Origin of the sequence: Sagittula marina (assembly GCF_014196795.1) — a bacterium.
Lineage (GTDB): Bacteria > Pseudomonadota > Alphaproteobacteria > Rhodobacterales > Rhodobacteraceae > Sagittula > Sagittula marina.
In genome coordinates this window covers 119,355-137,727 of sequence record NZ_JACIEJ010000006.1, presented here as the reverse complement: position 1 = coordinate 137,727, position 18,373 = coordinate 119,355, and the positions used below count along the sequence as shown (strand labels likewise).

Genomic DNA, 18,373 nt, shown 5'->3' with positions numbered 1-18,373 from the left:
CAATTGGACCGCGGTCGTGATGGTTTCACGGCCGCGGTTGTTTTATAGAAGGCTCCGGAACACCGAGTTCCGACCGCAGGAGACGCCCAGATGAAGCTGCCCTTTCCCATCGCAGACGATCCCGATGACGCCGCACGCGAGGCCGCGCGCAAATTGTTCGTCGGGCATGAGGTCGACTTCGTCAAAGGCGTCGTCGCCATGGACGGACTGCCCCCAGATGACCGGCCAGAGGTCTGCTTTGCCGGGCGATCCAACGTTGGGAAATCCAGCCTCATCAACGCCCTGACGGGTCGCAAGGGACTGGCGCGCGCCTCGAACACGCCGGGCCGCACGCAGGAAATCAACTATTTCACGCTCGGCCCTGAAAAATACCTCGTCGACCTGCCCGGCTATGGCTTCGCCAACGCCCCGCTGCCGGTGGTGGAAAAGTGGCAGCGCCTGTTGAAGCAGTATCTTTCCGGTCGCGCCACTCTGAAACGCGCCTTTGTGCTCATCGACTTTCGCCACGGCGTGAAGAAGGTCGACGATGAAATCATGACCTTGCTGGACCGCTCCGCCGTGCCGTTCCAGGTGGTGATGACCAAGCAGGACAAGGTCAAGAAGTGGGATCAGGACAAGATTCTCGAACAGGTGCGCGACGCCCTGAACAAGCACCCCGCCGCCTACCCTGAAATGGTCGTCACCTCTTCGGAAAAGGGCGACGGCATTCCGACGCTCAGGGCGATCATTGCCGGGCTCGACTAGGCTGGAAGTCACCGCCGCTTCGGGGCATGTTGAACCGAAGCCGTCCGAGGAAGACCAGATGAGACCGCGCAATATGAACAAAGACTGGAAAGCCACCGCCCGCACCCTGTCCCAGGCCCTGCCCTATCTGCAGCGCTATTCCGGGGCCATCGTGGTGGTGAAGTTCGGCGGCAACGCCATGGGCGACGCCGATGCCATGGCGGAATTTGCCCGAGACATCGTGCTGATGCGTCAGGTCGGCCTGAATCCCGTGGTCGTCCACGGTGGCGGCCCCATGATCAACGAGATGCTCGCCAAACTGAACATCGAATCGCGTTTCGTGCGCGGCAAGCGTGTCACCGATCAGGCCACCGTCGAAGTGGTGGAAATGGTGCTGACCGGCCTCGTGAACAAGCGAATCGTTCAGGCGATCATGGACGAGGGAGGCCGCGCCGTTGGTCTGTCCGGCAAGGATGACGACCTGATGGTCTGCGAGGCGGACGATCCGGAACTGGGCTTCGTCGGCCGCCCGATCGAAATGAACGTGCAGGTGCTGCGCGATCTGTTCAACGCCGGGATCATCCCCGTCGTCGCCCCTGTCGCAACGGGGATGGACCCTCTGGAAACGTTCAACGTCAACGGTGACACCGCTGCCGGCGCCATCGCGGGCGCGCTGAAGGCCGACCGCCTGCTGCTGCTCACCGATGTCGCCGGCGTCAAGAACGCGGAGGGCGAGGTGATGACAGAGCTCAGCCCCGCGGACATTCGACGCCTGACCGACGAGGGCATCATCGCGGGGGGCATGATTCCCAAGACCGAGACCGCGCTCAAAGCTCTTCAGGAAGGGGTGCGGGCCGTGGTCATCGTCGACGGCCGCGTGTCCAATGCCTGCTTGCTGGAACTGTTCACGGAGCACGGCTCCGGCTCGATGATCCGGGACGAGGCACTGCCCCCGTTGACCCAGAAGTGACCAGCCTTCAGGCGGTGGACACCATGGTCCGCGCGCAGGCTTTGGCCGTGCGCGGGGCCTTCCATCCCGGTCCGCTGGACGGTGCGCCAAAGGGCACCGGCACCATTCTGATGATCGGGCCGGATGAGCCGCGTTTCTGGCAAGTTTTCACCGCCGCGCCGGAATACAGTGACGGGGCAGACGATCCGATGGATCGCTGGTCAAAGCGCGTCCTTTGGGCGGTGGCACAGGACTTGGGCGGTCGCGCGCTGTTCCCCTCCGACGGGCCGCCCTACCCGCCGTTTATCGCTTGGGCACAGGCGACCGGGGCCTGCCTGCCCTCCCCGGTTGGCCTGCTGGTGCATGAAACCGCCGGATTGTTCGTCAGCTTTCGTGGTGCGATCGCCCTGACCGAGCGCCTCGATCTGCCATCGCCGGCACCGCGTCCCTGCGACGCATGTGCAGCCCCCTGCACCACGGCGTGCCCGGTCGGCGCACTCAAGCCCGGCCAGGACTACGATGTGCCGCTCTGCCAGGCGCATGTGGCCAGTCCGGACGGCAGCGACTGTCGCGCAGGCTGCCTGGTGCGCCGCGCCTGTCCGGTCACATCATCCCCTTCCACCTCTTTCAGCCGTGACCCCGCGCAGTCAGCTTTTCACATGGCATCCTTCATGAGACATTATCCCGTATGAAACGACTGATCCTGATGCGCCATGCCAAGTCTGACTGGTCCGCGGGCACCGCCGACGCGAACCGGCCGCTGAACGGACGCGGGCGACGCTCTGCCGAGGCGATGGGCCAGTGGCTGCGCGACATGGGCCATATGCCGGATGAGATCCTGTGCTCAAGCGCCACGCGCACGCGTGAGACGCTGGATCTGCTGGCGTTGAAGGCCCCGACCACCTACCGCAAGTCGCTTTACCTTGCTGATTCACAGACCATGCTGAGCGCGCTCCGTGGCGCCTCTGGCGACTGCGTCCTGATGCTTGGACACAATCCGGGCGTTGGCCAATGCGCGCATATGCTGGTCTCGCAAGAGCCCGAGCATGAGCGATTCGACGACTATCCCACCTGCGCGACGCTGGTGGCAGAGTTTGATATCGAAAAGTGGGAAGATCTTTTGCCCGGCAGCGGCGCGCCCCTCGGGTTTGCCGTGGGACGCGACCTGACCGATTAGCGGAACGGTGGGCTGTAGAGCAGCCCGCCCTCGGTCCACTGCAGGTTCAGCCCCCGCGACAGGCCAATCGGCGTGTTGGTCCCGATGTGGCGCGCGAACAATTCACCGTAGTTGCCGCCCGCCTTGATCGCGCGCACGGCCCATTCCGGGTCCAGCCGCATCATCTCCCCAATCAGACCATCCAGCCCCAGAAGCCGGTTGATCTCTGGCGTGCTGGTGCCTTTCGCGCGCAGCTCGTCGATATTGGCAGAGGTCACGCCAAGCTCTTCGGCCGCGATCAGCGCATTCAGCACCCAGCGCACCAGATCCGTCCAATCGTCATCGCCGTGGCGCACAACCGGGCCCAGCGGCTCCTTGGAGATGATGTCTTCCAGCAACACATGGTCTGACGGCGCAGCGAACGTCGCCCGGATCGCGGCCAGTTGTGACGCGTCGGAGCTGTAGACGTCGCAGACGCCCTCCAGGTACAGCGTCTGCGCCTCCGCCGTGCCATCCACCGGCACCGCCTCGTAGGTCATCTCGTAGCGGTTGAAATACTCATCCACGTTCTGCGCGCTGGTGGTTTCCGCCTGCACACAGATTTTCCGGCCATCCAACTCGCGTGCCGAGGACAGACCCAGCGCCTTGGGGACCATGAACGCCTGACCGTCGTAATAATTGATCCCTGCGAAATCGACTTTCAGGTCCACGTCGCTGGAAAAACTCCAGGTGGTATTGCGCACAAGGACATCAATTTCACCGGCGTTCAGCGCACGATAACGGCTGGCGGCTGTGGTCTCGTGAAAGGTCACGGCAGAGGGGTCGCCCAGAATGGCAGCCGCAACAGCCCTGCACAGCCCCACATCAAAGCCATGCCAATTGTCGTTGCTGTCCTTGGAGGCAAAGCCAACCAGGCCAGTGTTCACGCCGCAATTCAGGCTGCCTCGGGCCTTGACGTCCTCGAGCGTGCCGCCCATCGCGGTGGTTGCGGCCAGCATCAGCGCGCCGGCGCAAAAAGTCCTGTACATGCCGTCCTCTCATCATGGTCGTGCCCGATCACACTGGAACTGGCCAGCGGGCCAGTGCCTTGTCCGCACGGACGGGTGACCGTCCAACCTATTTGGAACGCCCGCAGTTTGGGCGGATTACAGCCAAGAGGTCAAGGCAGGATCACCCTTACCCCAGGCGCAACCGACGTCAGGCCCCGGTCGCCAGCGCGTGGTAGCGCGCCGCGTGCAGAAACTCTCCGCGCTTGATCGCTGCGGTTGCAGCGGCATCTTCGTCAACGCCCCACTGTTCCTCGTTCCAGGTTTCGTCCAGCCGTGACAGGGTCCAGGCGGTCTCCGGGTCACGTGCACCATGCACCACGGCGAGCGCCAGCACCAGCGACCCCGACATCGCCACGAGATCGTGAAAGGCTGCGAGCTCAAATGCGCTCTGCCCATGAACATGTTGTGAAAGCCGGTCCAGCGCCGCCTTATCCTGCGCCTGATACATGACGCCGGGCTGCGCGGTCAGCCGTGCATCAAAAGCCTCTGCCGCCCATTCGAGCAGCGGATCCCACTCCGCGTTCTGCCGCGCGACCAGTTCCGCCGGGCGGTCCGCGCGATAGCACAACAGGTCACTGTCGCCATAGGCCGCCAGCATCTCTGCCACTTCGGCGTGCTGCGTCGCCACCTTGTCCAGAGCAGAGTTCGAGGTTCTGGTAAACGGCATCAGGGCCGGGTTCACCTTGTCCTCCTGGGCGCGCCACTCGTCGGCAATCGCCTCCGCAAGGCCCGTCGTCGGCACCACCAGTGGCGTTTTGGCCGGGGTCTTCACCCCGCGTCCGTCGAGCTTGATGGCATAGCCATCCTCGACCGGCTCCACCGTGGCATCTTTCCAGAATCGTTTCAGCGCCCATTCGCTCATATCGTCACCTCCAGCATGTCGCCAATCGCGCCTGCCAGTTCTTGCGTGTCATTCACGACCCGAACCGCCGCCCCCAGCGCATCCGCCGGATGGTAGCCCCAGGTCACACCGATGCCGCGGATGCCCGCCGCCTCGGCCATGTCCATGTCATAACTTGTGTCGCCGATCATCACCGCCTGCGCCGCGTCCAACCCAAGCTCGTCCAGCGCAGAAAACAGCATCGCCGGATGCGGCTTCGATGGGTGATCGTCTGCCACCTGCGTCGTGACAAAGCGTCCGGTCAGGCCGTGCGCCTTCAGCAGGCGTGACAAGCCGCGCCGGGATTTGCCCGTCGCCACACCCAGCAGCAGATCATCAATGTCTCCGAGACGGTCCAACAGCTCCGGTATGCCATCGTACAGCGGCGAGGCCGTGCACGTCACCTGTGCGGCATAGGCGGCCTTGTAGGTCTCCACCATGCGTGTCCGCTGAACAGTGCCAAGGTCGGGCACCAACTGCTCCATCGCCTGCGGCAGCGACAGGCCAACGATACGCAGCACGTCCGGTCGATCCGGCGCGACCAATCCTTCGCCGGCAAAGGCCGCGCTCATGGCACCAAGGATATCTCCCTGACTGTCCACCAACGTGCCGTCCACATCAAAGATGACAAGCTTCAGATCGGTCAATGCAACGACTCAAAGGGGTCGGCGTCGGCGTAGTCTTCTTCCCAGCCAAGCGTGTCCCAGCTGTGCGCCATGTGGTCCGGCAGATGCGCGGTCACGGTCAGCGGCTTCTTTGTCACCGGGTGCTGCAAGGTCATCGACCGCGCGTGCAGGTGCAGCTTCTTGGACATCAGGCCGCCCAGCTGAGCGCCCCATCCGTCGCCGAGGTTTTCCTGACCCGAGCCGCCGTATTTGCCGTCGCCAATGATAGGGTGTCCGATCTCGGCCATATGCGCCCGCAGCTGGTGCGTGCGGCCTGTCAGCGGCTCCAGCGCCACCCATGACGCGCGCGACGCCACACGGTAAAGCGTGGCATAGTAGCTGTGCGCGCGCTTGGCGCCTTCGGTGTTATGCACCTCGTTGGGATGCACGCAGATCATCTTTTCGCCTTCGCCGCCCTTGCCGTGACCGGGCGCCTTGACCAGACCGTATTTGATCTCGCCGAGGTAGGGCACCGGCACACCTGCCACGAGCGCCCAGTAAACCTTGCGCGTTTCACGGTGGCGCATGGCCTCGGTCAGCGCCTTGGCCACGGCGCGGGTGCGTGCCAGCAGCAGAACGCCAGAGGTGTCCTTGTCCAGTCGGTGAACAAGGCGGGGCTTCTCGTCAAAGCCGAACTTCAGAGCGTCCGCCATGCCGTCCACGTGGCGCGTCTGCTTGCTGCCACCCTGCGTCGGCAGGCCCGGCGGCTTGTTCAGCGCGATGATGTGGTCGTCCTTGTAGATCACGCAGGACTGGATCAGCTCCGCATCGCCATCGGTGACCCGCGGCTTTGGCGCGCTTTCGACCTGCCCCGGTTCGGGCAACGGCGGAATGCGCACCTGCTGGCCGGTCTCGATGCGGGTCGAGGCCTTTGCCCTGCCGCCATCGACGCGGATCTCGCCCTTGCGGCACATCTTTTCGATCCGGCTTTGCGCCACGTGGGGGAAGATGCGCTTCATCCAGCGGTCGAGCCTCTGGTCGCCGTCGCCCGGCCCCACTGTTATCGTCTGTACGCGGCTCATGTGGTCAGGCTCCGTGCGATGTAAAGTCCGGCGAAGAGCGCCGCGATGGACACCCCCACCGATGCCATGACGTATCCCGCCGCCAGCCCGATCTGGCCGCGCTCGTAGATCGTCACCGCATCCAGTGAGAAGGTGGAAAAGGTCGTGAACCCGCCAAGGAACCCGGTGGTCAGCAGGGGCGCAAACCGGTTGCCCGAGACATGCGCCAACGCGACCACCAGAAAGCCCATCAGAAGGGAGCCGAGAATGTTCACGGCCAACGTCCCCCATGGAAAGTCACGCCCCATGAGGCGGACCATCAACAGGCCCGTCAGATAGCGGCCTGACGCGCCGAGCGCGCCGCCGAGGGCAACTTGAAAAAGCGGTGTCATGAGCGGTGCTGTGGCGCTTGTGGCATGGCTTGTCAAGGAAACTGGGGCTTTGTCCCCGGCCTGCGGCCTCCCCCGCAGTATTTGTGAACCAAAGAAACGAAAGATCAGTCTTTTGCCCGCTCCGCCCGCAGGCGCGCGTAATAGTCGAGGCGCTTGCGCATCTCGCGTTCGAATCCCCGGTCAACGGGATCGTAGAACTGGGGACGGTCCATGTCTTCGGGGAAGTAGTCCTGGCCGGAGAAGCCTTCCTTTGCGTCATGGTCGTAGGCGTAGCCCTTGCCGTAGCCCTGGTCCTTCATCAGGTCGGTGGGCGCGTTCAGGATATGCTTGGGCGGCATGAGCGAGCCGGTCTGCTTCGCCGCCTTGCGCGCCGCTTTGTAGGCCGTGTAGGTGGCGTTGCTCTTGGGGGCGAGCGCGACGTAGACCAGTGCCTGTGCCAGCGCCAGCTCCCCCTCCGGCGAGCCGAGCCGTTCGTAGGTTTGCCACGCATCCAGACAGGCGGTCTGCGCCTGCGGATCAGCAAGGCCGATGTCCTCCACCGCCATGCGCGTGATGCGCCGGGCGAGGTAGCGCGGGTCCTCCCCCGCCTCCAGCATCCGCGCGAACCAATAGAGCGAGGCGTCCGGGTCCGAGCCGCGCACCGATTTGTGCAGCGCCGAGATCAGGTTGTAATGCCCGTCGCCAGATTTGTCGTATTGGGCCGCGCGCTTCATCAGCCGGGTCTTCAGCGCGTCCGGACCAAGGTCGGTGTCCGTCTTCCACGAGGTCACCTGTTCCACGAGGTTGAGCAGCGCACGCCCGTCGCCATCCGCCATCTCCACCAGCGCGGCGCGTGCGGGTTGCGTGAGGGGCAATTCACGGTCCAGCAGCGTTTCGGCACGGGTCAGGAGGTCGGATAAATTGTCAGCTGACAATCGATCAAGAACAAGCACTTGCGCGCGGGACAGCAGGGCCTTGTTGAGTTCGAAACTGGGGTTCTCCGTCGTGGCACCGACCAGCAGGATGGTGCCGTCCTCCATATGCGGGAGGAAGCTGTCCTGTTGCGCCTTGTTGAAGCGGTGGATCTCGTCGACGAACAGCAAGGTGCCGCGCCCCTGGCTGCGCCGAAGCTTTGCCGCGTCGAAGACCTTGCGCAATTCCGGCACGCCGGAAAAGATCGCGCTGATCTGGACGAAGTAGAGGTCCGTGGCATCGGCCAACAGCCGCGCGATGGTGGTCTTTCCCACCCCAGGCGGCCCCCAGAAGACGATCGACCCCAGGGTTCCGGCGGAGAGCATCACGCCCAGAGGGCTTTCAGGGCCAAGCACCTGCTGCTGACCGATCACCTCGTCCAGCCGAGCGGGCCGCAGACGATCCGCCAAGGGGCGCGGCGCGGTGTCAGGCAACGCGTCGGGCGCGGTGTCGAAGAGGTCCGCCACCGGTCAGACCCGGAAGCTGAGCATGATGCGACGCGTGCCGCGCAGGGCCTCTATCTGCACGCGGCGCCCGGCCTGCCGCATCAACGTCTCCACATCGCGGGGGGCCTCCACACGGCGGCCGTCGATTCGCAACAGAACGTCGCCGCGGGCCAGACCAGCCCGCGCGCCATAGGGACCTGCCTCCACCACGACGACGCCATCCTCCACCGCCAGACCTGTGCCGAGTTCGTCCACGACCGCAGGATTGATCCGCGCGATTCGCAAGCCGGGCAGCACGGCGCGTTCGCCCAGGGAAATGGCCTCCCGCGCGGGGGTCTCCGGCGGTGTGATCATCTCGACCCGGGCATGAACCAGCGCACCTTCGCGCGCATACAGCACATCAGCCGTCTCCCCGATCCCGCGCACCGACATGCGAAACAGCATCTCTGCCGGGGTGTTCACAGCCAAGCCATCCACCTCCAGCACCACATCGCCGCGCTGCAGGCCTGCTTTGGCGAAGGGGCTGGCGCGATGCAGCTCTGACAGGATCACGCCCCCCGGCATGCCCAGCCCAAGACTGTCAGAGAGATCCGAATCCACGGACTGCCCGGTGACACCCGCCCAAGGACGTTGAAATCGGGTTTCGCCGTCGTGCGCCTGCTTCACGAATTGCGCGACAAGCGCCGAAGGGATGGCAAATCCGATGCCGTTCGACCCGCCGGAGCGCGTCAGGATCGACGTGTTGATCCCGATCAGGCGCCCCTGGACATCAATCAGCGCGCCGCCGGAGTTGCCGGGATTGATCGGCGCATCTGTCTGGATGAAATACCCCCGCGCGTTGCCCGTGGCCGTGCCAGAGCGCGCCAGGCCACTGACGATGCCGGAGGACACCGTCTGCCCGACGCCAAAGGGGTTGCCGATGGCCAGCACCAGCTCCCCCACCTCCACCGTATCGCTGTCGCGCAGGGTCAGATGCGGCATGTCATCGGCCCCTTCGAGCTGGAGGATGGCCAGATCGGACTCCTCGTCCCCCAGCAGCACCTTCGCTGCGTATTCCTGGCGATTGTTCAGCACCACGCGAATGTCGGTCGCCTGTCCCACGACGTGGTAGTTGGACACGACGATGCCGTCATCGGACAGGATCACCCCGGACCCCAGCGAGTTCTGCACCCGTGGTCGTGGCTGAAAATCCCTGAAGAAGTTGTTGAAAAACGGATCGTCGGCAAAGGAGCTGCGCGACTGCACCACCCGACTTGCGTAGATGTTCACCACAGCCGGCGTCGCCTGTTTCACCAAGGGGGCAAAGCTGAGGGAAATCTCGGCCTGGGAGGCCGGCACACGGGTGTCCGCCGCTGCCACAGTGCCCCAGATCAGCAACAGACAGACAAGCACTTTGCGCATTCGGGGCCTCCTTGTGGATGTCGATCAGATATGCCGTCACGGCTGCCAGGATTCAAGTCAGACAGACTGCCCCTGCGTCAGCTTAGAAGGTCGCTATGGAACGTCCACAGACGCTATCGCGTTGACTGATTGAAACAAAGAAACAGGAGGACCCAATGGCTGAGCGAGTAAGATCGAAGGACGGTACACGGGAAACCGAAGCCTATACGGACGACGTTGCCACCCCGTCGGATCAAGGTCGTGCGCAGGGAAATCTGGAACGCGCAGTGGGCACAAGAGATGACGAAAAGCGTGCCGAGCAGGATCGTCCGGGCGCGACACGTGTGACGAAATCCGACGAGGCCGGCCAAGGCAATCTTGGTGGTCATCACGGAACAGAAAAAGGGAGCACCTGAGATGGCTGAACTGAAAAAGGGAACCTGGGTCGTCGTGGCAGACAGCGAGAAGGTTCTGTTCCTGCGCAACATGACGGACCACGAGAACCCGAACCTCGACGTGTTCGACGAGGATGAACAGGACAACCCATCCGATGAAGAACAGTCGGCCAACCGCCCGGGTCGGATGAAGGACAACGGTGTTGGACAGAAATCCGCCTATCAGGACACCGACTGGCACGAGCTTGCCAAGGATCGCTTCGCCGCAGATCTGGCTGACAAGCTATACGCCGAGGCGCACAAGGGCTCGTTTGACAAGCTGATCATTGTGGCTTCGCCGCAGGTCTTGGGTGTTCTGCGCGATGAAATGCACAAGGAAGTGTCCGACAAGGTCATCGCCGAAGTGCCGAAAACTCTGACCAACCATCCGGTTAACGAGATCGAGGATCTAGTTAAAAAGGAGTTGGACGCCGCGTAAAGCGGCGCCCTGCCGATTGGGTGGGGACCGCCCCACCCGTCACTGGCAGGAGATCTACCATGAGTACGTTCAAACAGTCGTTGGTCACCGCGCTGAGCATGTTCGGGTCGGCGGTCTTTGCCCAAGGCGCGGGCTTCAATACATTGTCGCCCACGCAAAAGGACCTGTCCGACTATAAAGGCGAGTATAGACCGCTTTTGGTTTTTGCTCCCGACGCAGAGGATCCGGATTTCAAGGATCAACTGGCAGAACTGCGTGAGGCCAGCAACGGGTTGATGGAGCGCGATATTGTTGTGCTCATGGACACCGAGCCAGAGATTTATGGAAAGTTGCGCACCGCATTGGCCGTCGACAGTTTCGAAGTCGTGCTGGTGGGGAAAGATGGCAGCGTGAAGTTACGGCAGAAAACGCCGGTTGCCGCGCGCTTGCTGTTTGACCGGATTGACGAGATGCCCATGCGACGACGCGAAATGTCGAACTGATCTCAACATCGTAGACAAACAAAAAAAGGCCTCTCCGACGGAGAGGCCTTTATCACGACAGGGTCGTGGAATTATTCGGCTTCAGCCGCTTCGAGACGTGCCTTGTCCGCTGCGCCTTTGGCGTCAACGTCGCGGTCGACCAGCTCGATGATGGCCATGGGCGCCATGTCACCGTAGCGGAAGCCAGCCTTGAGAACGCGGGTGTAACCACCGTTCCGCTCGGCATAGCGCGGGCCGAGGACGTCGAACAGTTTTGCAACGTGCATGTCCTGCTTGAGCTGCGCGCGCGCCTGACGGCGGGCGTGGATGTCACCGCGCTTGCCCAGCGTGATCAGCTTGTCGGCGATGCGCTTGAGTTCTTTTGCCTTGGGCAGGGTGGTCTTGATCTGCTCGTGTTCGATGAGCGAGCCGGCCATGTTCGCCCACAGCGCCTTGCGGTGCTCGTGGGTACGGTTCAGGCGGCGGTAACCTTTTGCGTGACGCATTGTCTAACTCCTAATGTGCCCTCTACGGGCTGTTTTGCTTTGTCAGGCCGATGATGCGTGTCACCGACTCACCTTGGGGCGGATGCCCGGATTTGGGAAGGTCGGGGAAATCCCCGACCTACGCCGATTTTCAGAACGAGTCTTCCAGCTTCTTGGCCAGATCCTCGATGTTGTCCGGTGGCCAGTCCTCGACGTCCATGCCGAGGTGCAGGCCCATACCGGACAGCACTTCCTTGATCTCGTTCAGCGACTTGCGGCCGAAGTTCGGGGTGCGGAGCATCTCGGCTTCGGTCTTTTGGATCAGGTCGCCAATATAAACGATGTTGTCGTTCTTCAAGCAGTTCGCGGAACGCACGGACAGTTCCAGCTCGTCCACTTTCTTCAGCAGAAGCGGGTTGAACTCGAGACCATCTTCGTCGTCCTGACGTGTTGCGGCTTCCGGCTCGTCGAAGTTGACGAAGATCGACAGCTGGTCCTGCAGGATGCGCGCCGCGTAGGCAATCGCGTCTTCCGGCGTCACGGACCCGTCGGTTTCGATCTTCAGCGTCAGCTTGTCGTAGTCCAGAACCTGGCCTTCACGCGTGGGCTGAACGTCGTAAGCGACCTTCTTGACCGGGGAGTAGATGGCGTCGATCGGGATAAGACCGATGGGCGCATCTTCCGGCTTGTTCTTGTCGGCGGCAACGTAGCCTTTGCCGGTGTTCACGGTAAATTCCATGTACACTTCGGCACCTTCGTCCACGTGACAGATCACGTGATCGCGGTTCAGGATCTCGATGCCGTTGGATTCCTGGATGTCACCTGCGGTGACAACGCCCGGACCTTTGGCGGAAACGGACAGACGCTTGGGCCCTTCCACTTCCATCTTCAGAGCGACCTGCTTGAGGTTCAGGATGATGTCTGTGACGTCTTCACGCACACCGGCCACTGACGAGAACTCGTGCAGGACGTTGTCGATCTGAACGCTCGTGATGGCCGCGCCTTGCAGCGAGGACAGCAGCACGCGACGCAGCGCGTTGCCGAGTGTCAGACCAAAGCCGCGCTCCAGCGGTTCTGCGACACAGGTAGCCTGACGCGACGGATCGGCGCCCGGCTTGATTTCAAGCTGGGTCGGCTTGATCAGTTCTGCCCAATTCTTGTGGATCATGCAGTTCCCTCCATACCTGCCGGTTCCCCATGTCCAATAGGAGCCGACGCCCGAGGTTTCGAAAACGACAGAACGAGGCAGGGCACAGGGCCCCGCCTCGTCCAGTAATCAATGTCGATCAGACGCGGCGACGCTTCGGGGGGCGGCAGCCGTTGTGCGCGATCGGTGTCACGTCGCGGATGGACGTGATGTTGAAGCCTGCAGCAGCCAGCGCGCGCAGCGCGGACTCACGACCCGAACCCGGGCCCTGCACTTCAACTTCCAGCGTTTTCACGCCGTGTTCTTGTGCTTTCTTGCCTGCGTCTTCGGCGGCGAGCTGAGCTGCGTAAGGTGTCGACTTGCGCGAACCCTTGAAGCCCATGGTGCCAGCGGAGGACCATGCAATTGCGTTGCCCTGAACGTCGGAGATCAGGATTTTGGTGTTGTTGAAGGTCGAGTTCACATGTGCAACGCCAGCTGCAATGTTCTTGGAGACCTTCTTCTTGCCACCACGGCGAGTATCACGTGCCATTGGTCGTTATCTCCCTTACTTCTTCTTGCCGGCAATGGCCTTTGCAGGGCCTTTGCGCGTACGAGCGTTGGTGTGTGTCCGCTGGCCGCGAACGGGGAGGTTACGACGGTGGCGCAGGCCACGGTAGCAGCCAAGATCCATCAGACGCTTCACGTTCATCTGGACTTCGCGACGCAGGTCACCTTCAACGGTGAAGTTCGCGTCGATGTGCTCGCGGATTGCGAGAACTTCGGCGTCCGAGAGTTCGTTGATGCGGCGGGTCTGGTCAATGTTCACCGCTTCGCAGATCTGCTGAGCGGAGGTGTGACCGATTCCGGTGATATAGGTCAGCGCGATCGGAACGCGCTTGGCAGTCGGGAGGTTGACGCCGGCAATACGAGCCAAGTCTCTTATCCTTTCGTTGCGAGCCCGTCACTCCGGGCCCTTTTTTCACAACATGAGCCCGGCGCAATGCGTCCGGGCTGTCCGTCATATCTCAGGTGATCTGTCGTTCTCGGGGCGGCACAAAGCCGACACGATTCGGACGGTCTCCCTAGCGGGATGGGGCTAACTAAGGGCGCAGGGCCGCGAGGTCAACCCCATGAACCCGACTGTCAAGCAAGTTCTCCGTCCGATACGCAAATGTCTCAGCCGACGCGGTAATTCCCGACCCGGATCAATGAAGGATCCAGCCCCGTCACGCCGCTGAACCGGGCAACCGTGCGCGCGTCCACGCTGACCACGGAATCGCCATCCTCCTCGGTGACGCTGACAGTGTAATCGACTGACGCCTGGGGTACATCGGTCTCGACGTAGATCATCAGGTCGTCCTCCGCCGCGTCAAAGTCACTGACCACCACCGGGTCCACGTCGCCGGTCGGCAGGTAGATCCCGAAGAAATCCGCCCCTTCGCCACCCGACAGCGTGTCGCCATCGTCGCCCATCACCACATCATTGCCGAAACCACCGTAAACCATGTCCGGCTCGCCGCGGCCCGTGAGGTCACGGGCCGTCAGGTAGTCGTCGCCAGCATCGCCGCGCAACGTGTCAGACCCGATCTGGCTGTAGATCACGTCATTGCCAGAGCCACCGCGGATGAAATCGTCGCCTGCGTCCTCGTTCTCGAAAATCGGTGTGTAGAAGTCGTCGCCACCACCCATGAAGATCGTGTCATCGCCTTCCCACGCGTAGAAATCCTCGTCATCGTCACCGCCGGTCATGCGGTCGGCGTTCTCGGTGCCCAGCGTCGGGTAGATCGGCCCGCCCTGCAGCGAGGCCAGCAGGTCCATGTAGTCCTCGCGGTCCTCTATGGGTGCGCCATAGTTATCCTCAAGATCCTCGGCAACATCGGAGAAGCTCGGGTAGCCGATGCGGTCTCTGTATTCGAGGGAATCGGAGTCGATCGGTTCATCTCGTACGTAAAGCTCTTCCGTGGCCTCCAGCGATGGCCCCACGTCGCGCGCCGCGTCGTCCTCGGCGGTCGCGGAGTCGTCATCGCTGTCGAAGACACCACCGACAACGAGGCCGAGCAGTCCAAACCCAAGCAGTATCGCAATCATTACAGCCCTCGAAACGCATCAGGCAGAGCCTCCGCCCGTTAAAAGGCTATTTAGCAGCGACAGCATCAGCGCTCGCAGCAAATTGCGACAGAAGCACGCCGTTTCCAAAACGAAAACGGCGCCGCACATGCGACGCCGTAAACATGAATTTCGAAGCGATCAGGAGTCGAGCTTCTCGGCGATGGCGTCCTTGATCTCGGAGATCTCGCCAAGGCCATCAACACGACAGTGGTCGCCTGAATGATAGTAGTAACCGATCAGGGGCGCGGTCTGCTTGTAATACGCCATCAACCGCGTGCGCAGGCTTTCCGCGTTATCATCGGAGCGGCGCTTGAACTCGGTGCCACCACACTTCGTGCACTTGCCATCGGCCGGGATCGGTTTGGTGATATCGTTGTAGACCTCACCGCAATCGCCACAGGTAGAGCGCGCTGTGATGCGTTTGACCAGCGTCTCGTCCTCGACACGCAGTTCCACCACCTTGTCGAGCGTCTGACCAACCTCCTTGAGCAATTCACCCAGCGCATCCGCTTGTTTCAGCGTGCGTGGGAAACCGTCAAAGATAAAACCGTTGCCCGACGAGCCCGTCAGCTTTTCGCGAATCAGGCCGATCACGATGTCGTCGGTGACGAGGTCGCCCCGCGCCATGACATCCGCGACCTTGTTGCCCATTTCGGTGCCGCTGTCCTTGGCTTCGCGGAGCATATCCCCGGTGGAGAGCTGCTCCATGCCACGTTCTTCGACCAGGATACGGGCCTGTGTCCCTTTACCCGCCCCCGGGGGGCCTATCAGAATAATATTCATCGACGCGCCGGTCCTCCCCGTTTCTTACGTGCCTTACCCTTACCACTCAGCTTGGATTTCTGGATAAGACCTTCGTATTGATGCGCCAGAAGGTGGCTTTGCACCTGCTGGATCGTATCCATTGTCACGGACACGACAATCAGCACAGAGGTCCCGCCAAAGTAGAACGGAATGTTCAGCTGAGTGCGCAGGATTTCCGGCAGCAGCGCAACCGCCGCCAGATAAAGCGAGCCGACCACCAGAATGCGGTTCACCACATATTCGAGGTAATCGGCGGTTTTCTTGCCCGGACGAATGCCGGGAACAAAGCCATTTTGGTTCTTCAGGTTGTCCGCGACATCGTCCGGCTTGAACGACACGTTGAACGTATAGAAGTAGGCGAAGAAGATGATCATCCCGCCAAAGAACGCCAGGTACAGCGGCTGACCCGGACCAAAGTAGGCAAGGATCGTCGCCATCACCGGGCTGGTGCCTTCACCGCCGGAGAAGGTCGAGATCGTCACCGGCAACAGCAGAAGCGAGGAGGCGAAGATCGCCGGGATCACGCCCGCCGGGTTGACCTTGACCGGCAGGTGCGACTGCTGGGCTTCGGTCATCTTCATGCCGACCTGACGGCGCGGATACTGAATGGTGATCTTGCGCAAGGCGCGCTCCATGAACACCACGAAGGCGATCACCGCAATGACCATGATGATCACCCCCACGATCACGGCGGGGCTGATGGCGCCAGAACGACCGGAGGCAAAGAACTGCGCCAGAGCGGCGGGCAGCTCGGCCACGATGCCGACGAAGATGATCAGGGAAATCCCGTTGCCGACGCCGCGTGCGGTGATCTGCTCACCCAGCCACATCAGGAACATCGTGCCGCCGACCAGCGTGATCACGCAGGATGCGCGGAAATACCAGCCGGGGTCGGTGACGAGGTCGCCCCCCTCAAGGCTGGCCGCCAGACCGTAGGCCTGCAACGTCGCCAGCACCACCGTGCCGTAGCGCGTGTACTGGTTGATCTTCTTGCGGCCTTGTTCGCCCTCTTTCTTGAGCTGCTCCAGCGACGGCACCATGGCCGTCAGAAGCTGCACCATGATGGAGGCGGAGATGTAGGGCATGATGCCCAAAGCAAAGATCCCCATGCGTCCCAGCGCACCGCCGGTGAACATCGAAACAATGCCTGCAACGCCCGTGCTCGCCTGTTCGACGAACTCACGCAGGGCCGTACCGTCAATGCCCGGAACCGGAATATACGTGCCGAGGCGATATACGACCAGCAGTCCGAGGGTAAAGAAGATGCGGTTGCGCAGGTCGGTTGCTTTGCCAAGCGCCGCCCAACTGGTGTTGGCGGCCATTTGCTCTGCTGCGGATACCATGCGGATCTCTCTTATCAGGCAAACGCCGCCAAGACGGTTTTCCGTCTGGCGGCGCTCAAGGAAAACTGTGGGCTATGTAAGCGGCTGAGGCGCCGCTCACAAGGCGATTCAAGCGCCAGTGCCCGAGGCGTTACTCGGCTGCCGCGGTGGTCAGCTTGCCGCCGGCCTTTTCGACCGCTTCGACAGCGGACTTCGATGCGCCGGTGACGGTGATCGTCAGGGCACCGGTTGTCTCACCTTTGGCGAGAACGCGGATGCCGTCAAGCTTGCGGCGCACGAGGCCCGAGGTCACCAGGGTTTCTTCGGTGATGTTGCCGGCGTCCAGCTTGCCCGCGTCGACGAATTTCTGGATCAGGCCCAGGTTGACGACAGCGTAGGACAGGCGGTTCGGCTTGGTGAAGCCGCGCTTGGGCAGACGTTGGTAGAGCGGCATCTGGCCACCCTCGTAGCCATTGATCGCCACACCCGAACGGGATTTCTGACCCTTGATACCACGGCCACCCATTTTACCACGGCCTGAGCCGGGACCACGGGCGATGCGCTGCTTGCGCTTGGTTGCGCCGGGATTGTCGCGCAGTTCATTCAGTTTCATGTCGCTTCTCCATTGCCGGATGTGACCCTCGAAGCGTGAACGGGTCAACCACGGCTTTTCTTGGTTGTTGAGTCCGGGACCGCCCCAAAACGGATTTTGGGATTCGGGCCACCGGGGGCGTATAACGGCGCTTGTGCCGTCGATCAAGTGCTGTTCCTGAATGGCCCGTGATCGTCCGAACACCTCCCCGACGCAAGCCCTCATAAAGGAAGTGATCTGCCCTGCCCTTTTCAAAGCCACAGTATCAGGCTGAACACTGTCGCAAAACCTGTCGCTGCCGGGCTAGACGCAGCCGCTGCCCTGCGGCAAAGGGACATCGAATCCACCCACAACCACGAAAGGACCGCGCCATGATCGACCTGAACCTCCCTTTGTGGTGCGGCCTGATTTCCGGCGCGCTGAGTGCGGTGGCGTTTCTGCCCTATACATATGCCACGCTCAAAGGCCGCTGCCGCCCGCAACGCGCAAGCTGGTTGATCTGGATGGTTCTTGGATCCATCAGCCTGTTCTCGCAGTGGGTTGAGGGCGCGCAAGCCTCGCTGTGGTTCGCAGCCGTCCAGGTGATGGGCGCTGGTCTGGTGGCGATATTGTCGATTCGCCATGGCGCGGGCAGCTTTGTGTCGAGGCAGGACAGCGCCATCCTGACGCTGGCGGGCGCAGGGCTGGTGACATATTTCCTGACGGACACGGCGGCCTATGCGCTGGCAATCACCATCGCGATCTCGGCGCTCGGCGGCGTGGCAACGGTAATCAAAGCGTTCAATGCCCCCGATTCCGAAGCGATCTCTGCATGGATCGCGGGCACAGTGGCGTCCTTCTTTGCCATCCTCGCGGTGATCCCGCCTGTGCCCCTATTGCTCGCCTACCCCGTCTATATGCTGGGCATGAACGGCGCGGTGGTCATCGCCATCTTGTGGGGGCGCAACCGTCGCAACCGTAGCGGCTTGCCCGGCGGTATTGCCTGGTGACTTTCGGGGGGCATCAG

General features: G+C 62.2%; 23 protein-coding genes. 8 read left to right on the top strand and 15 right to left on the bottom strand.

What is annotated here, in order from left to right; all coding sequences use genetic code 11:
• The first annotated feature begins 90 nt into the window (after window positions 1–90).
• From yihA to GGQ68_RS13165, 4 genes are read left to right on the top strand one after another with little or no spacing between them, the layout of a single operon-like run.
• Window positions 91–744: a ribosome biogenesis GTP-binding protein YihA/YsxC gene (yihA, locus tag GGQ68_RS13180; RefSeq protein WP_183966722.1), complete on the top strand. Its 654-nt coding sequence runs from the start codon at window positions 91–93 to the stop codon at window positions 742–744.
• Window positions 745–802: 58 nt separating this feature from the next.
• Window positions 803–1,693 carry an acetylglutamate kinase gene (gene argB, locus GGQ68_RS13175; protein ID WP_183966720.1) on the top strand — a complete coding sequence of 297 codons (891 nt, stop codon included), beginning with the start codon at window positions 803–805 and terminating at the stop codon, window positions 1,691–1,693.
• Window positions 1,690–2,364 (top strand): 4Fe-4S dicluster domain-containing protein, encoded by a 675-nt coding sequence (locus tag GGQ68_RS13170; RefSeq protein ID WP_343055937.1) that lies wholly within the window; start codon window positions 1,690–1,692, stop codon window positions 2,362–2,364. Before argB ends, GGQ68_RS13170 begins: the two co-directional genes overlap by 4 nt.
• Window positions 2,361–2,849 carry a SixA phosphatase family protein gene (locus GGQ68_RS13165; protein ID WP_183966718.1) on the top strand — a complete coding sequence of 163 codons (489 nt, stop codon included), beginning with the start codon at window positions 2,361–2,363 and terminating at the stop codon, window positions 2,847–2,849. Before GGQ68_RS13170 ends, GGQ68_RS13165 begins: the two co-directional genes overlap by 4 nt.
• Here GGQ68_RS13165 and GGQ68_RS13160 read toward each other — a convergent pair.
• The 7 genes from GGQ68_RS13160 to GGQ68_RS13130 all read right to left on the bottom strand — a co-directional run bounded on the left by GGQ68_RS13160 (window position 2,846) and on the right by GGQ68_RS13130 (window position 9,613).
• Window positions 2,846–3,856: an amino acid ABC transporter substrate-binding protein gene (locus GGQ68_RS13160; protein WP_183966716.1), complete on the bottom strand. Its 1,011-nt coding sequence runs from the start codon at window positions 3,854–3,856 to the stop codon at window positions 2,846–2,848. The genes GGQ68_RS13165 and GGQ68_RS13160 overlap by 4 nt on opposite strands.
• Before the next feature lie 169 nt (window positions 3,857–4,025).
• Window positions 4,026–4,739, bottom strand: a complete 714-nt coding sequence (locus GGQ68_RS13155) for an ATP12 family chaperone protein (RefSeq protein ID WP_183966714.1) — start codon at window positions 4,737–4,739, stop codon at window positions 4,026–4,028.
• Complete coding sequence (locus GGQ68_RS13150; RefSeq protein ID WP_183966712.1) at window positions 4,736–5,404, bottom strand: HAD-IA family hydrolase; 669 nt, start codon at window positions 5,402–5,404, stop codon at window positions 4,736–4,738. The genes GGQ68_RS13155 and GGQ68_RS13150 overlap by 4 nt, the downstream gene beginning before the upstream one ends.
• Complete coding sequence (locus tag GGQ68_RS13145; RefSeq protein WP_183966710.1) at window positions 5,401–6,444, bottom strand: RluA family pseudouridine synthase; 1,044 nt, start codon at window positions 6,442–6,444, stop codon at window positions 5,401–5,403. The genes GGQ68_RS13150 and GGQ68_RS13145 overlap by 4 nt, the downstream gene beginning before the upstream one ends.
• On the bottom strand, window positions 6,441–6,815 hold the full coding sequence (crcB, locus tag GGQ68_RS13140) for a fluoride efflux transporter CrcB (protein ID WP_183966708.1): 375 nt from the start codon (window positions 6,813–6,815) through the stop codon (window positions 6,441–6,443). Before crcB ends, GGQ68_RS13145 begins: the two co-directional genes overlap by 4 nt.
• A gap of 104 nt (window positions 6,816–6,919) precedes the next feature.
• Complete coding sequence (locus tag GGQ68_RS13135) at window positions 6,920–8,233, bottom strand: AAA family ATPase (protein WP_183966706.1); 1,314 nt, start codon at window positions 8,231–8,233, stop codon at window positions 6,920–6,922.
• 3 nt (window positions 8,234–8,236) lie between these two features.
• A complete protein-coding gene (locus GGQ68_RS13130) occupies window positions 8,237–9,613 on the bottom strand; it encodes a trypsin-like peptidase domain-containing protein (protein ID WP_183966704.1) in 1,377 nt (458 codons plus the stop codon).
• A gap of 155 nt (window positions 9,614–9,768) precedes the next feature.
• Between GGQ68_RS13130 and GGQ68_RS13125 the strand changes: the two genes are divergently transcribed.
• From GGQ68_RS13125 to GGQ68_RS13115, 3 genes are read left to right on the top strand one after another with little or no spacing between them, the layout of a single operon-like run.
• Window positions 9,769–10,008, top strand: coding sequence for a hypothetical protein (locus GGQ68_RS13125; RefSeq protein WP_183966702.1), 240 nt, complete (start codon window positions 9,769–9,771; stop codon window positions 10,006–10,008).
• Window position 10,009: 1 nt separating this feature from the next.
• Window positions 10,010–10,465 carry a host attachment family protein gene (locus tag GGQ68_RS13120; RefSeq protein ID WP_183966700.1) on the top strand — a complete coding sequence of 152 codons (456 nt, stop codon included), beginning with the start codon at window positions 10,010–10,012 and terminating at the stop codon, window positions 10,463–10,465.
• 59 nt (window positions 10,466–10,524) lie between these two features.
• A complete protein-coding gene (locus GGQ68_RS13115) occupies window positions 10,525–10,947 on the top strand; it encodes a DUF4174 domain-containing protein (protein WP_183966698.1) in 423 nt (140 codons plus the stop codon).
• 71 nt (window positions 10,948–11,018) lie between these two features.
• Here GGQ68_RS13115 and rplQ read toward each other — a convergent pair whose 3' ends face one another.
• The 8 genes from rplQ to rplO all read right to left on the bottom strand — a co-directional run bounded on the left by rplQ (window position 11,019) and on the right by rplO (window position 17,388).
• A complete protein-coding gene (rplQ, locus tag GGQ68_RS13110; protein WP_183966696.1) occupies window positions 11,019–11,432 on the bottom strand; it encodes a 50S ribosomal protein L17 in 414 nt (137 codons plus the stop codon).
• Window positions 11,433–11,562: 130 nt separating this feature from the next.
• Window positions 11,563–12,579 carry a DNA-directed RNA polymerase subunit alpha gene (locus GGQ68_RS13105; protein ID WP_183966694.1) on the bottom strand — a complete coding sequence of 339 codons (1,017 nt, stop codon included), beginning with the start codon at window positions 12,577–12,579 and terminating at the stop codon, window positions 11,563–11,565.
• 118 nt (window positions 12,580–12,697) lie between these two features.
• Window positions 12,698–13,090, bottom strand: a complete 393-nt coding sequence (gene rpsK / locus GGQ68_RS13100) for a 30S ribosomal protein S11 (RefSeq protein ID WP_183966692.1) — start codon at window positions 13,088–13,090, stop codon at window positions 12,698–12,700.
• A 15-nt stretch (window positions 13,091–13,105) separates the two neighbouring features.
• The gene (gene rpsM, locus GGQ68_RS13095) at window positions 13,106–13,474 is read right to left on the bottom strand and encodes a 30S ribosomal protein S13 (RefSeq protein WP_183966690.1); all 369 of its coding nucleotides are present in this window, start codon (window positions 13,472–13,474) and stop codon (window positions 13,106–13,108) included.
• 242 nt (window positions 13,475–13,716) lie between these two features.
• A complete protein-coding gene (locus tag GGQ68_RS13090) occupies window positions 13,717–14,628 on the bottom strand; it encodes a calcium-binding protein (protein ID WP_183966688.1) in 912 nt (303 codons plus the stop codon).
• 159 nt (window positions 14,629–14,787) lie between these two features.
• The gene (locus tag GGQ68_RS13085; RefSeq protein WP_183966686.1) at window positions 14,788–15,432 is read right to left on the bottom strand and encodes an adenylate kinase; all 645 of its coding nucleotides are present in this window, start codon (window positions 15,430–15,432) and stop codon (window positions 14,788–14,790) included.
• On the bottom strand, window positions 15,429–16,796 hold the full coding sequence (gene secY, locus GGQ68_RS13080) for a preprotein translocase subunit SecY (protein WP_183966684.1): 1,368 nt from the start codon (window positions 16,794–16,796) through the stop codon (window positions 15,429–15,431). Before secY ends, GGQ68_RS13085 begins: the two co-directional genes overlap by 4 nt.
• Before the next feature lie 130 nt (window positions 16,797–16,926).
• Entirely contained in the window at window positions 16,927–17,388 is a 462-nt protein-coding gene (gene rplO, locus GGQ68_RS13075) for a 50S ribosomal protein L15 (RefSeq protein ID WP_183966682.1), read from the bottom strand.
• Window positions 17,389–17,738: 350 nt separating this feature from the next.
• On the opposite strand from rplO, the gene GGQ68_RS13070 reads away from it, so the two are divergent.
• Window positions 17,739–18,356: a hypothetical protein gene (locus GGQ68_RS13070; protein WP_183966680.1), complete on the top strand. Its 618-nt coding sequence runs from the start codon at window positions 17,739–17,741 to the stop codon at window positions 18,354–18,356.
• Window positions 18,357–18,373: the final 17 nt, after the last annotated feature.